The sequence below is a fragment of the Fructilactobacillus cliffordii genome (genome assembly GCF_024029355.1).
Lineage (GTDB): Bacteria > Bacillota > Bacilli > Lactobacillales > Lactobacillaceae > Fructilactobacillus > Fructilactobacillus cliffordii.
This window is the reverse complement of record NZ_CP097117.1, coordinates 1202314-1216358: the sequence shown is the minus strand read 5'-3', so window position 1 is coordinate 1216358 and position 14045 is coordinate 1202314. Positions and strand designations below refer to the sequence as shown.

The following is a 14045-nucleotide window of genomic DNA, read 5'->3' as shown; positions in this document are numbered from 1 at the left end:
TGTTAGTGGACGTTGACTGGAACTAATAAGCTCCGAAAGAAACCCTGTCCGTCGGCATTGCCGAGTAAACTTTCCACCGCTCGTTCAGGATGCGGCATCAGTCCAAAGACGTTGCCCGCTTCGTTCATGATGCCGGCGATGCGATCACTTGAGCCGTTCACGTTGGTTTGGTAGCGCAAGACTACCTGATGCTGAGCGTTTAATTGTGCGACGGTCGCTTCGTCAGCATAGTAACGACCCTCTCCGTGGGCCACTGGCAACGTAATTTCCGTTCGATCGTAAGCCTTGGTGAACCGGGTTGCTGGATTTTCAATCTCGATGCCGACTTGATCACAGATAAAGCCCGGCGTTTCATTTTGCATCAGTTGGCCGGGTAACAAACCGGCTTCGGTCAAAATCTGAAAGCCGTTGCAGATGCCAACCACCGTTTTCCCGGCAGCCGCGGCCTGTTTCACGGTCGTCATGATGGGTGAGAAACGAGCGATTGCTCCCGAACGGAGGTAGTCGCCAAAGGAAAATCCCCCGGGTAAGAACAGCGCGTCATAATCGAAAACATCGGTTTGTTGGTGTGAGACCACGTCAACAGCGACATCAAACTGCTTGAGGGCTTTGACCAGGTCAACATCACAGTTTGAACCCGGAAATTGCACTACGGCCGCTTTCATGCTGAGACCTCCTCTAAGTCATACCGATAGGTTTCGGTGTTTGGGTTAATTAGTAACGCCTGCGTTAATTCTTCTAGTTGCGTGGCAGCGGCCTGTTTCGTGTCCGCCTTTAGCTTGATTTCAAAGTACTTTCCCTGTTTCACAGAATCCACGTCTGCAAAACCGAGTTGCCCTAGTTTGTTCTGAATCACGGTCCCCTGCGGATCTAAAACAGATGGTTTGTACGATACATATACTTTACCTAGATACATTATGCTTCTCCTAACTGGGCCGTCAGCCGGTCTAACACCGTTTGGTACCCATGCTGTAAGTCACCGTTGTCGTGCCGGTACACATCCTTATCGAGGGATTGCCCGGTTGCTTGGTCAATGATGCGCATGTTATCTGGAGATAATTCATCTCCGAGGATTAACTCGCCCTGTTGGTTACGGCCAAACTCATACTTAATGTCCACGAGCTGCATGCCACTCTGTGCAAACAGGTTCGTCAGCGCTTTGGTTAATGCCCGTGCTTGAGCTTCCATTGCTTGGCTTTCTTCCGGCGTCGCAATCTGCAGCGCCTCTAGTTGCGACGGATTAATCATCGGATCGTCTTGTTGATCGGACTTGTAATAAAACTCCTGGACCGGTGGATTCAGCGGTTGTAAGTTTTCGGCGCCAAACCGAATCACAAAGTGACCGGCGGCCCGGTTACGGACCACCACTTCGACCGGTAACATGGTTAGTTTTTGGACCACGTCGTCCGTAGCATTAATTTGTTCCACAAAATGAATCTGAAATCCCTGGTCGTTTAAATATTGAAATAATAAGGTACTAATCTGATTAGCCAGGGCGCCCTTGTTAGCAAAGTCGTCATGCTTTTTCCCGTTTAACGCGGTCACCTGGTCCTTACTGTGCAGCCACACGAGGTTTGGGTCCTCCGTGGCATAGACAACCTTGGTTTTTCCTTCGGCAATTTTTTGACCTGGTTTAGTTATTTTCATGATGAGTCTGCTCCCATTCTAATAAACGCTGCTGGTTAGCGTGTCCCAAGACGGTGATGTGCGCCATCTTGCGGTGTGGTTTAATCTGATCCTTTTGGTAATCGTGAAAGTGCCACTCCGGATAATCCGGTAACGATTGTTGCGCCTGGGTTAATTGATCGCCTAACAAGTTAATCATGGTGGCTTCTGGTTCAATTAACCGGGGTTTTTCAATTGGCAGTCCCATGATGCTGCGCACGTGGCCTTCAAATTGGGAAATATTACACCCTTCAATTGTGTAGTGACCGGAGTTGTGGGGACGAGGGGCCAGTTCGTTCACCACAATCTGGTGATCAACCACGAACATTTCCACCCCTAAAACCCCGCGGAGTTGTAAGCCAGCAGCAATCTTTGCAGCCGCTGCTTCCGCCGCCTCCGTCAATCGCGGGTCATCATCCGCGTTAACCTGAGTCACCTTCAGAATGTGATCCTGATGAACGTTGTGGGCTAACGGCCAGGTGGTAATCTGACCATCAGCGGCTCTGGTGACCATCATGCTAACTTCTTCGCTAAACATCAGCTGCTTTTCTAGCAAGAAAGGCCCCACCTTAGGATCAACCGTTTGCAGTAACTGTTCCACCGCTGCCGGATTGGGCACGTTCCACTGTCCGTGACCGTCGTAGCCACCGTGACGGGTCTTTAAAATGGCGGGCGTTCCTAGTTTAGCCACCGCCGCGGCTAAATCGTCCAGGTGATCTACCGCCTGAAAGTCGGTCACCGGAATCCCCTGCCATTCAATGAACTGCTTTTCTAGGAGTCGATCAGACGTGATGTTTAAAATCTCAACGCCCTGAGGTAATTGGGCCGGCGTGCTAACTTCTGCTAACGTTTCGGCATCAACGTTTTCAAATTCGTAGGTCAGCACGTCACATTGTTGGGCGAGTTGAGCTAAGGCCGCGCGGTCATCGTAAGCAGCCACCAGTTGTTGGTCAGCCACTTGACCTGCCGGGGCATCCGGTTGCGGATCAACCACTACCACCCGGTAGCCGAGGGGCTTGGCCGCTTCCGCCATCATGCGACCCAGTTGACCACCCCCGATGATTCCTAAGGTGGCTGGTGGTAAAGTTACGGACTTAGTCATCGAGTTCCGCCTCACTTTCCACTACTCGTTCAGCGGCTTTACGCCGGTAATCACGCACTCGTTGTTGCTGCTCCGGATCCTGTAAGCCTAAGATTTGGGCAACCAAATGACCGGCGTTTTTTGCTCCTGGCACCCCAATGGCCATCGTCGCCACGGAAACTCCAGCTGGCATCTGCGCAATGCTCAGCAGCGAATCCATGCCGTGCAGGCTGTGACTTTCAACCGGCACCCCAATCACGGGGATGACCGTGTTAGCGGCAAACATTCCCGGTAAATGGGCGGCCCCACCGGCTCCGGCAATTACAACCTGCACATTGTTTGCTTCTGCCTGTTCAGCCATGGTTGCTAAGCGAGCGGGCGTCCGGTGTGCTGAAATAATATGGACGGCGTACGGAACCTGCAGCTCAGTTAAAACCGCTGCCGCGTTTTTCATCGTTGCCCAGTCTGATTTCGAACCCATGATAATCCATACCTTTTCCATGTGCGCCTCCATATAGTTCGTTTATAACGGAATTATAGGTCAATTAAACCACATTGTCGTTGTTATTTCCAGTAATAACTGAACTATTTTTGCGTTAGCTTCAAAAATATTTTGGGAAAACAAAAAAGTCATCCGCTGAGCGGATGACTTTTTGCTTAACCTAATCGTTTTCTAATTGCCGAAGAACAGGTATCGATCACAATGACCATGACCACGATTCCCAAGAGAATGATCCCCGTTTTGGACCAGTCCCGGGTTTGCAATGCAAACATCATTGGCGTCCCGATTCCTCCGGCTCCTACCAGTCCTAGGATGGAAGCCGACCGAACGGAAATCTCAAACCGATACAAAGTGTAAGACATTAACGCCGGCAAAATGGTCGGCAGGGTAGCAATCCGAAAGGTTTGGATTTTCGTCCCTCCGGCAGCAATGATGGCTGTTTCAGCACTCCGGTCCATTTCTTCGATGGCTTCGGAGAAGAGCTTCCCCAGCATCCCAACCGAGTGCACCCCGATAGCCAGCACCCCGGCAAAGGACCCGGGTCCCACCATTTTAATGAAGAGAATGGCTAAGACCACTTCTGGGAAAGCCCGGATGGCGGTTAAAATCACCTTCCCAATCGTAGACCGCGGGTGAAAGAAGTTCTTGGTAGTTTGTGCTGCCAAGAAGGCCAACGGCACACTCAGAAAGGCCGAGATGATGGTTCCCAAAAAGGCAATCGCCAAGGTAATCACCAGTTGTGAAACCAGATCTTCCCCGCTTCCGTTATAGACGTAGGACCACTCCGGATGGATAATCCCCTTGAAGATGGCCGTGCTAACGCTGCTAGCTGATTTTTGAATTCCGGTAAAGGGAATCCCGTTAATGGACCAGATGTAAATGATGATAATCAGGGCGGCTACGATGAGCCACTTCAAGCGTTCGAATGCGGTTGTTTTTATTTTATTCATTATTGAAGTCGCTTCCTTACGTAATTACTAATTGCGTCGATGACTAGAACAACGGCAAAAATTGCCAGAATAATCACGGCTGTCCGCGGGTAATCGAATTGATCGAGGGTTTGTTGTAAGTACAAACCAATTCCCCCGGCCCCTAAGTAACCTAATACGGTTGAGGACCGCACGTTAATTTCCAAGGTGTACATGAAATCACTCATGAACTGCCCAGCAATCTGGGGAATAATCGCCACCCGAATCGTTTGCAGCATGGTGGCCCCGGTGGCCCGTAAGGCCCGCACCGGTCCCATGTCAATCGTTTCGATGATGTCGTAAAATAACTTGGCAATCATCCCAAAGGAGAAGAATGCCAGGGTAATCACCCCGGTCATTGGTCCAATCCCAAACACGGCTACGAATAAAGCAGCCAACAGCAAGGTTGGTAACGTCCGAATCAAGGATAAGATCAAACGAATCAGCCACCGACCCACCGGATTTTTTACGATGTTGCGGGCAGCTAAGAAGGAAAACGGCAGGGCAAAAATCGTCCCAATCGTCGTCCCCAAGATTGCCATTTGGAGGGTCTGGGCTAACGTTCCTGTGATTTTAGTTAAGTATGGCCAGTCTGGGTGCTTCATTTGCCCCAGCACGACCCCAAATTGGTCGGCATTTTCAAAGAAAGCGTTCACGTCCACGCCGGTAATGATGGCGGAGTAATACATCAAAATGAGGATTACCAATGTAATCGCAATCCCCACCACGTGAAAGCGGCTGACAAACGATTGTTGCGGTACTTCCGGTTTCATTAGTTATCCCTCCCGTGTTCGTAAACATCCCGCAGGTCAGCTTCGTTCGATTCGGCAATTGGCTTGTTGTAAACCAGTTTTCCATCCCGGAGCCCGATAATCCGATCCGCGTACTTCAACGCCAGTTCCATCGAGTGCAGGTTCACTAATACGGTAATGTGTTCGTGTTTCTTGAGGTTGTAAAGGTCGTCCATCACACCCTTACTGGTTTTCGGGTCCAAAGAAGCCACCGGTTCATCGGCCAGCACTAGCGTGGGATTTTGCATCAAGGTCCGCGCAATTGCTACCCGTTGCTTTTGTCCGCCAGACAGTTGGTCGGCCCGCCGGTACAGTTTCTTGACCATGTTTACTTTTTCCAGTTGGGCCACTGCTTGTTGTTTGTCTTCCTTAGAGTAAATCCCCAGTAAGGTTTTCCAGGTTGGGTAGTAACCGGTTCGGCCGGCCAGTACGTTCTTTTGCACCGTGGTGCGGTCAACCAGGTTAAAGCTTTGGAAGATCATACCGATTTTTCGACGCATCCGGCGTAGTTCCTTGCCGTTGACCTTCGTAATGTCCGTTCCGTCAACTAATACCTGACCGTCAGTCACATCAATCATCCGGTTAATCGAGTTAAATAACGTACTCTTCCCGGCCCCTGACAGTCCGACCACGGCCACGAATTCACCCTCGTGGACCGTAAAGTTAATGTCGTCTAATCCCTTGACCCCATTCGGGTATACCTTATTCACGTGTTTGAGTTCTAATACCGTTTTTGCAGCCACTAGTCTATCTCCCCTTATTCATCTAGTCGTCCAACTTTGCGTAGGTACGTCCGCACAATGTTAAAGTCGCTATCCTTAACCGGAACGTAGCCTTGGTGACTATAGATTTCGTAAATAATCTTGTGTCCCTTTTTCGATTTAGCAATTGTTTGAAAGGCATTGGCAATTTTCTTATCCCACTTCGGACTCATATCCCGACGTACAGAAATCGTATCGTTCGGAATGGGCTTGGTTTTGTACAAAACCGAAGTATCCTTCATCACGTTGGGATCATCCTTGGCGGCAATCTTACGCGCCCCTTGGAAAACGAAGGCGGCGTCAGCGTTACCGTTGTAAACGGATAAGACCCCTTGGTCGGCTCCCTTCACCGTGAAGGTCTTAATCCCGTTTTTGTGAATGTTAATCCCGTGTTCTTCTAGCTCCACCGCTGGGAAAATGTAACCCGCGGTCGAAGTCGTATCTTGAATCGCGATCTTCTTTCCATTCAAATCGTTGAGGTTTTTGACCTTTCCGTTCTTCCGAACCACGATCTCACCTAAATACGTGTTCGTGGGGATGTTAGTCACGGCTTCTGTTGAATCAGGACCGTATTTATACCGGGTCGCCTGCAAAATGGCCTTAACCCCGTAGTTAGCGTGCCCTAAGGCATAAGCAGTCGGGGCTAAAAAGGCCACGTCGGCCGTTTTAGAACCCAAGGCTTCCACCATCGAACTCCCACTCGTGGAAACTACCACTTTGACGGGAATGTGGAGTTGTTGCTCTAGCATTTTTTCCAGTGGTTTCGCCCGGGCTTCCATCTTACCGGCATTAGAAGATGGGTTAAATTCCACCACGAGCTTCTTGGGTTGGTAATTTTCGGCGTTCGAGTGTTTCCTACAACCACTCAAACCACCTCCGACCATTAGCAGGACCAACGCTAATAATCCGAACTTTAGTAACCTGTTGACCTTCATTACGCTCCTCCTCAAGTTAATAATAAACTCATTTTAGCATAATTTAACTAATGAAAGCAACATTAAATTTGAAAACGTTCGTGTTTTACGGAACGTTACAGCATTGATCACTTTTTCATAGCAGCAAAGCAGCGATAATCCCGAATTTTCGGTAAACAAAAAGAGCGCCGTTCTCGACGCTCCCCTGTTTAAAAGAGTTGTTGTTTGGTAATTTTCTTCATGCCGTGCATGTATGGTTGCAAGGCGTCCGGAATCGTGACCGAACCGTCTTCGTTTTGGTAATTTTCCAAAATGGCAGCAACCGTCCGACCCACGGCTAGCCCAGAACCGTTCAGAGTGTGGACGTACTGTAATTTTCCGTTTTCATCTCGGTACTGAATGTGAGCACGCCGGGCCTGGAAATCAGTGGTGTTCGAACAACTTGAAATTTCTCGATAACAGTTTTGGGCTGGCATCCAGACTTCCAAATCGTGGGTCATGGCAGCCGTAAAACTCATGTCACTCGAAGTTAACGTAATGACATGGTACGGCAGGCCCAATTTTTGTAATGAGCTTTCTGCTTGGTGCGTAATGTTTTCCAGGGCATCCCAGGAATCTTCGGGCTTTGTGAATTGCACCATTTCGACCTTGTTAAACTGGTGCAACCGGATTAAGCCCTTGGTATCCCGTCCGGCACTTCCAGCTTCAGAACGAAAGGCAGGAGTTAAGGCCGTAAACTTCACTGGTAGTTTATCTGCAGGAATCACTTCATCACGATAGAAGTTTACTAAGGGAACTTCGGCCGTCGGAATCATGGTTAAATCACTGCCCGCAATTTCAAACCCGGCCTTGGTTTCCAAGAACTTCGGAAATTGTCCGGTTCCGTACATCGAATCCGAGTTCACCATGTATGGTGGTAAAACTTCTGTGTAGCCAGCTTTATCATTTTCATCCAGGTAGAAGTTATACACAGCCCGTTCTAACATGGCTCCGGCCCCGAGGTAGTAAACAAACCGGCTGCCCGCTACCTTGGAACTACGTTGAAAGTCCAAAATATCGAGCTCTTCCCCGATTTCCCAATGAGCCTTGGGCGTAAAGTCAAATTGACGAGGATTTCCAACTTTACGTAATTCGACAGCCCCATCCTCAGTTAAGCTAACTGGAACTTGATCGTTCGGAATGTTAGGCAGGTGGGCAGCTACATCATGTTGTTCGGCTTCTACCTTTTCTAAGTCCTGGTCTAACTGTTTGATTTCAGCGCCGACTTCCCGCATCCGTTTGATGGGTGCTTCGGCATCCTCTTTGTTGCGTTTTAATTGCGAAATTTGGTCCGAAACCTCATTTCGTTCGGCCTTTAACTGTTCGGTTTGCACAATTAAATCCCGTCGTTGTTGGTCTAATTCCAATAATTGATCAATCGTTTCTGGACTCACACCCCGGGTGGCCAGCTTTTCCTTAATCCAATCTGGTTTTTGCCGAATTAACTTAATGTCTAACATATTAATAATCTCCTCGTATGCTTCGCTCTTTTTCTGCATGAAAAAAGACCCCGTCCCACAATTGGGACGAAGGTCTTTGTTCGCGGTACCACCCAAGTTCCTGACTAATCAATAGCCAAGCCCTCAATTTGATGGTAACGGTATCACCGTGCAGGATTAACTGCCCTTAAAACGTAGCGGAAATTTCGAACGATGACTTCCACCCACCGTCATCTCTCTGTGGTTCTACTAAAACTACGCTATCAGTTTTCATTTTCTTTATTATACAATACTTACCCCAAAATTTGGGCAATTTTTTGATCCACCAGCCGAAAAATTTGCTCCCGGGCTTGTGGATTATCCACAAACTCCAGTTGATCACCGTCAATTTCTAGCTTGGGCGATAGGTCATACTGAGCAAACCACTGATCGTAACGCCGATTAAGTTCTCGATAGTAATCATACAGACTCGCATCGTGCTCAATCTGTTCGTAACTACGACCCCGTTTTTTAATCCGGGCTAACATCGTTTCAAAGGAAACGTGCAAGTAGATTAAAAGATCAGGAATCTTTTGATAATCATCGGGAGACACCGGATCCAACATATTGGCCAGTAACGAGTCGTACGTTTCTACTTCCGTCTTGGTGGAACGACCTAAATCCGCGTTTAAATGAAACAACAACGAGTCTTCAAATAAGGACCGGTCCATCACGCTGTACTGGTTAGCGTTGGCCTCCTTAATCGCATCCAGTCGTTTGTTTAAAAAGTAGATCTGCAACAAAAAGGCGTACTTTTGCGGATCCTGATAAAACAACGGCAGAATCTCATTATCATCCACTGATTCATAAAAAGCGGGCGCGTTCAAATGCTCCGCTAACAGCGTGGTTAACGTCGTCTTCCCCGCTCCAATTGGTCCCGATAAAACAATCATGGTGCATCCTCCATTGACACTGATTTACAAAGCACCTTCCATTGTAGCATTAATCCTGGTCTTTGTTTTCCTGACTTAAGTCAGCCGGAGCAACGTCAACCTGGTCCAATGGAATCAAATGCGTATGCTTAACCAATTTGTAACCAATGTAGAGCGCCAAAACCAGCGGCACGCTGATGTACGTTACCGCAATTTGGAACCATTGACCGTGAACGAAGGCACCCACGTCTTGGCCAAAGATTACCACGATACACAAAATCAAACAGAGAATCGGTCCAAATGGGAACCAGGTCGCGTGATACTTCAGTTCGTCGAGATGGTGTCCCTGGGCAATAAAGGCCCGCCGGAAGCGATAGTGGGAAAGTGCAATCCCGAACCAGGCAATGAACCCAGTTAATCCGGAAGCAGCGACTAACCACAGGTAAATCTGCGGACCCATGAAACTAGTTAAGAAGGTTAATAACGCTACAGCGGTCGTAGCCAACAAGGCTAAGAAAGGAATCCCGCGCTTGGAAACCTTACCAAACATTTTCGGGGCGTAACCCTCGTCCGCCATGGAATAGAGCATCCGGGTCGAAGCGTACATCCCAGAGTTGGCCGATGAAATCACGGAGGTTAAAATAACCGCATTCATGACACTGGCCGCTGCCGCCAATCCGGCCCGTTCAAACACAATTGTAAAGGGACTGATCGAAACGTCACTCGCAGATGAACCTAGCAGATCTGGACTCGTGTACGGAATTACCGCCGCAATCACGAAGATCGCGAGGAAGTAAAAGAGAATAATCCGCCAGAAAACTTCGTGAATGGCCTTGGGCACACTCTTGCGCGGATCATCAGCTTCTCCAGACGTAATCCCAACCAGTTCAGTTCCCTGAAACGAGAACCCGGCGACCACGAACACGCTGATGATTCCCGGAATTCCGTGCACAAACGGCGCATCTTTATAGGTAAAGTTACTCAAGCCGGTGGCGTGCCCGCCCATAATCCCAAAGATGGTTAAGAATCCCACGATGAGGAAGATGATGATGGTAATCACCTTGATCAACGACATCCAAAACTCGGTTTCTCCAAAGGCCGACACGGCTAACGCGTTAATCACAAAGATTAGCGTTAACGCAATCGCACTCCAAATCCAGGCCGGAAAATGTGGGAACCAAAACGCCATGACCAACGAAACGGTCGAAACGTCCACCGCCACGGTAATCGCCCAGTTAAACCAGTAGTTCCAGCCCATCGCAAACCCCAATGCGGGATCCACGTACTTCGCCGCATAGGTTGAAAACGACCCAGAAACCGGCAAGTTCGTGGCCATTTCTCCCAAACTAGTCATCAAGAAGTACACCATGATTCCCATTAAAATGTAGGCAACCAGGGCGCCTCCCGGACCAGCCTTACTGATGGCTCCTCCACTGGCAACAAACAAACCAGTTCCGATACAGCCACCGAGGGCAATCATCGACACGTGCCGGGACTTTAAGCCCCGCTTCACGTGCTGAGTTACCTTTTCTTCTGCCATTCTTTTTTCCTCCTCTTATATGTCTAATCCCCTTGGTCAACAACTAAAAAGGGACCCTTCCTAATCCAGAAGAGTCCCCACTTTGATATTCGGGTTAGTCCGTTAAAGCGCTCCGCATCAAGTGCGACAGTCCTTGATTTCTTCAACCAAGGCCCAACCAGCCCGGTTCCACCCGGCTAGTTTCGGCAACGTTCCCTTTCCAACTATTTCTTCGGAGTGGTCCCCTCCCTAGCTGTACTGATGAAAATTGCTCCTCTTCTTAGATTCTAAGTTATTCAATTCCTTCCCAGTATATGGGTTTCTGTGCGGAATTGCAAATCGTCCTAACATCAACTGGGTCCTGGCTCTGTTATACTAAAGCAAAATTGCTAAAGGAGTGTTTATGATGACCACCAAGCAGGCTTTACTGATTATTGACTATACCAACGATTTTGTTGCAGATGACGGAGCATTAACCCTGGGTAAAACAGCGCAAGCGGCTGAACCCACAATTATCAATCTTGCCAATCAATTCGCTGAAAGAGGCGATGTTGTCATTCTCCCCACTGATTTACACCAACAAGACGATCCCTACCATCCAGAATCCAAGCTCTTTCCCCCTCACAACCTCAAAGATACTTGGGGCCGGGAGTTTTACGGGCAGCTCCAACCCTGGTACAACGAACACCAAGCCGACCCCAACGTGTGGGAAATGGACAAAACGCGGTACAGTTCCTTTGCTGGGACCGATTTAGACTTGCAGCTGCGGGCCCGTGGCATCACCGAACTCCATTTAACCGGAGTTGCTAGTGACATCTGCCTGCTGCACACTGCGGTCAGCGCCTACAATCTGGGTTACCAACTGGTGATTCATCCTAAGGCAACCGCCGGCTTTTCGCCTGAAAACCAAGAATTTGCCTTGCAACACTTTCAAAATGCCCTCGGGGCTCGCATTGCAGATTAATTAAAACCAAAAAACGCTCTTCCGGTTTAATGCGGAAGAGCGTTTTTTGGTTAGCTAAATTAAACACTTTATTCAGATTGATCTCGTTGTTGCAACTTCGAATGCCACAATCCATAGGTAAAATACACGATTAAACCAATCACAATCCACAATCCGACCGCCAGCTTGGTGGCATTAGGTAGCATGATGATGAAATAGATGCTACACAAGCCGGCCAGAATTGGAAGGACCGGGTACCACGGCATCTTAAACCCATCGTTCGGGATGTCTTTGCGCTTTCGTAGCGGAATAATGCCAAAGGAGATGCAGGCAAAGGCCAGCAACGTTCCGGCGTTAATCAAGGATGCCAGTTGTTCCAGTGGTACTACTCCGGCAAAGAAGGCTTGGACGACCAACGCGATTACCACGGCATTCCGAGGCACCTTGGTCTTTTCATCCACCTGCCCCATTTTCTTCGAAAGCAGGCCATCACGACCCAGCGCATAGACCAACCGAGAGCCCCCGAAGAACATGGTTACCATGGCGGTAAAGATTCCAAACAACGCTCCAATTGTGATCAACTTGTTCCAACCATCTAGGTGAACAACGTGTAGCGCATAAGCAGCCGGATCGTCAACGTTTAGTTGCGTATAGTGCACCATTCCAACCAAGACCAACGAAAAGGCCACGTAAAGGACTACTGCAATTAACACGGTCCCCAAAATCCCGCGCACCACGTTGCGTTTCGGGTTAATCGTTTCCGCCGAGTTGGCAGCCAACGCGTCAAACCCGATGAAGGCAAAGAAGACGGTGGCAGCCGCAGTTGAAATTCCCCCAAGTCCGAAGGGTGCTCCGCGAAATTGCTTGGGATAAAACGGCACGTAGTTACCGGACTTAATGTAAAAGACCCCGATCCCAATGAAAATAATAATAATGGCCACTTTTACCACCACAGCGGTGTTTTCAACCTTCTTCGAGAGGTCTGCGCCCTTCGCGATAATCAAGGCAATCACCAAAATAATCAGGACAGCAGTCACGTTCACCATTCCTCCTTCGAGTGGACCAGCCTGCAATGCGGTGGGTAATTTCACCCCGAGGGGCGCCAACAGGTTATTGTTAAAGTAGGCGGCAAACCCAGTCGCTTCGGCAGAAACCGCCAAGAAGTACTCCAAGATTAGCGCCCAACCGATAATCCAACCGACGATTTCACCGTAAACCACCGTTCCAAACGAGTAGGCTGACCCCGCAATCGGCATGGCGGAGGAAAATTCGGCATATGCCATGCCCACGACTCCCGACAATAAGGCTGCCAGTAAAAAGGCAATTGCTACCGCCGGGCCGGCGTGTTGCGCCGCTTCGTGGCCTGGCAAAATAAAGATTCCGGTTCCAATCACGGCCCCAATGCCCAGCGCGACCAGGTCCCATGCGCCGAGCGTCCGTTTTAACCGAGCATCGGCCTTCATGTAATTAGTAACTGATTCTTGTTTAAAAATCCGATTTCGCATGGCTTGCTCCTTTCGTCGCTATCTAAGTTTTAATTGATGTTTCTTATCTTACCGGCTAGACTTAAATAAGTAAAATTAATCTTTTTAATAGAAACATTAGGAGAACTGATATAATGAATCGCTTTGCCGTCTTCCAAAAGATTATCGAAACCGGGAGTTTCACGCGCGCCGCCCACGAGCTGGGCTACACCCAGTCATCCGTCAGTCAAACCGTGGCAAGTCTAGAGACCGAATTTAACGTGCGCCTGTTGCAACGTTCCCGGCGGGGCATCAAGTTGACGCCCGCGGGCCAAAAACTGTACCCCGAATTCCAGCAACTGTTACGCCAGTATGAAACCACCCACACAATCGCCGACCAAATCAACGGCTTAGAAACGGGAACCGTCCGCATTGGGGCCAGTAACAGTACTTCGCGGTACTGGCTCCCGGGATTGATTAAGGGGTTTGAAGCTCAACATCCTCACGTGCATTTCACCCTGTATCAGCAGGGCGATTACGATGAAATCCTTGCAGACATCAAGCGCGGGAAGGTCGATCTTGGCTTTATCAAGCAAACTCTCACTCAGGGACTGTTCACCACTCCGCTCAAACGGGAGCGGTTGGTCGCGGTTATGGATCCGGATCATCCCCTGGCTGATCAGGAAGTGGTCAGCCTCGCTGACCTCAAAGCCCATTCAAACAACATCATCTTAATTCCCGAGGGCTCACACAGTGACGTCCGGGCCGCGTTTGAAAAAATCGGCATTAATCCGGAGATTAAGGACCAGATTCAAGACGATTACACCGTGATGGCGATGGTAGAAGCCGGTCTGGGAGTGAGTCTCGTTTCCGAGTTAATGGTTGGAAACTCTGATTTCAACATTAAGACGGCCCACACGGAGCCAGAGGTGGCGCAAGACATTGACATTGCCTACCAAAATCCGGCGGGACTCTCCCTCGCCAGCACCCACTTTCTCAAATACGTCATCTCACAAAGAGAGCAGTTGGACTAAAAAAATCCCCTCAGT

Annotated in this window: 15 protein-coding genes and 1 riboswitch; of the genes, 2 read left to right on the top strand and 13 right to left on the bottom strand. The window is 49.2% G+C overall.

Going from position 1 to position 14045, the window contains the following annotated elements; translation table 11 throughout:
• Nucleotides 1-2 precede the first annotated feature (2 nt).
• The 12 genes from purQ to M3M38_RS05920 all read right to left on the bottom strand — a co-directional run bounded on the left by purQ (nt 3) and on the right by M3M38_RS05920 (nt 10611).
• Entirely contained in the window at nt 3-665 is a 663-nt protein-coding gene (gene purQ, locus M3M38_RS05975; RefSeq protein ID WP_252813918.1) for a phosphoribosylformylglycinamidine synthase subunit PurQ, read from the bottom strand.
• Nucleotides 662-916, bottom strand: coding sequence for a phosphoribosylformylglycinamidine synthase subunit PurS (gene purS / locus M3M38_RS05970; protein WP_252813917.1), 255 nt, complete (start codon nt 914-916; stop codon nt 662-664). The genes purQ and purS overlap by 4 nt, the downstream gene beginning before the upstream one ends.
• Nucleotides 916-1647: a phosphoribosylaminoimidazolesuccinocarboxamide synthase gene (locus M3M38_RS05965; RefSeq protein ID WP_252813916.1), complete on the bottom strand. Its 732-nt coding sequence runs from the start codon at nt 1645-1647 to the stop codon at nt 916-918. Before M3M38_RS05965 ends, purS begins: the two co-directional genes overlap by 1 nt.
• Nucleotides 1634-2767: a 5-(carboxyamino)imidazole ribonucleotide synthase gene (gene purK / locus M3M38_RS05960; protein WP_252813915.1), complete on the bottom strand. Its 1134-nt coding sequence runs from the start codon at nt 2765-2767 to the stop codon at nt 1634-1636. Before purK ends, M3M38_RS05965 begins: the two co-directional genes overlap by 14 nt.
• Complete coding sequence (purE, locus tag M3M38_RS05955; protein ID WP_252813914.1) at nt 2760-3248, bottom strand: 5-(carboxyamino)imidazole ribonucleotide mutase; 489 nt, start codon at nt 3246-3248, stop codon at nt 2760-2762. The genes purK and purE overlap by 8 nt, the downstream gene beginning before the upstream one ends.
• A 155-nt stretch (nt 3249-3403) precedes the next feature.
• Complete coding sequence (phnE, locus tag M3M38_RS05950) at nt 3404-4198, bottom strand: phosphonate ABC transporter, permease protein PhnE (RefSeq protein ID WP_252813913.1); 795 nt, start codon at nt 4196-4198, stop codon at nt 3404-3406.
• Nucleotides 4198-4989 (bottom strand): phosphonate ABC transporter, permease protein PhnE, encoded by a 792-nt coding sequence (gene phnE, locus M3M38_RS05945; RefSeq protein WP_252766848.1) that lies wholly within the window; start codon nt 4987-4989, stop codon nt 4198-4200. The genes phnE (M3M38_RS05950) and phnE (M3M38_RS05945) overlap by 1 nt, the downstream gene beginning before the upstream one ends.
• On the bottom strand, nt 4989-5750 hold the full coding sequence (gene phnC / locus M3M38_RS05940; RefSeq protein WP_252813912.1) for a phosphonate ABC transporter ATP-binding protein: 762 nt from the start codon (nt 5748-5750) through the stop codon (nt 4989-4991). The genes phnE (M3M38_RS05945) and phnC overlap by 1 nt, the downstream gene beginning before the upstream one ends.
• 14 nt (nt 5751-5764) lie before the next feature.
• Nucleotides 5765-6703, bottom strand: coding sequence for a phosphate/phosphite/phosphonate ABC transporter substrate-binding protein (locus M3M38_RS05935; protein ID WP_252813911.1), 939 nt, complete (start codon nt 6701-6703; stop codon nt 5765-5767).
• A 188-nt stretch (nt 6704-6891) separates the two neighbouring features.
• Nucleotides 6892-8181, bottom strand: coding sequence for a serine--tRNA ligase (gene serS, locus M3M38_RS05930; protein WP_252813910.1), 1290 nt, complete (start codon nt 8179-8181; stop codon nt 6892-6894).
• 272 nt (nt 8182-8453) lie between these two features.
• The gene (locus M3M38_RS05925; protein WP_252813909.1) at nt 8454-9092 is read right to left on the bottom strand and encodes a deoxynucleoside kinase; all 639 of its coding nucleotides are present in this window, start codon (nt 9090-9092) and stop codon (nt 8454-8456) included.
• A gap of 49 nt (nt 9093-9141) precedes the next feature.
• Nucleotides 9142-10611, bottom strand: coding sequence for an amino acid permease (locus M3M38_RS05920; protein ID WP_252813908.1), 1470 nt, complete (start codon nt 10609-10611; stop codon nt 9142-9144).
• Nucleotides 10612-10708: 97 nt separating this feature from the next.
• A riboswitch (Lysine riboswitch) is annotated at nt 10709-10877 on the bottom strand.
• 116 nt (nt 10878-10993) lie between these two features.
• On the opposite strand from M3M38_RS05920, the gene M3M38_RS05915 reads away from it, so the two are divergent.
• On the top strand, nt 10994-11554 hold the full coding sequence (locus tag M3M38_RS05915; RefSeq protein WP_252813907.1) for a cysteine hydrolase family protein: 561 nt from the start codon (nt 10994-10996) through the stop codon (nt 11552-11554).
• A 68-nt stretch (nt 11555-11622) separates the two neighbouring features.
• On the opposite strand, the gene M3M38_RS05910 is transcribed toward M3M38_RS05915, so the two are convergent.
• Entirely contained in the window at nt 11623-13038 is a 1416-nt protein-coding gene (locus M3M38_RS05910; protein WP_252813906.1) for an APC family permease, read from the bottom strand.
• A 113-nt stretch (nt 13039-13151) separates the two neighbouring features.
• On the opposite strand from M3M38_RS05910, the gene M3M38_RS05905 reads away from it, so the two are divergent.
• Nucleotides 13152-14030 (top strand): LysR family transcriptional regulator, encoded by an 879-nt coding sequence (locus M3M38_RS05905; protein ID WP_252813905.1) that lies wholly within the window; start codon nt 13152-13154, stop codon nt 14028-14030.
• The last annotated feature ends 15 nt before the right edge of the window (nt 14031-14045 follow it).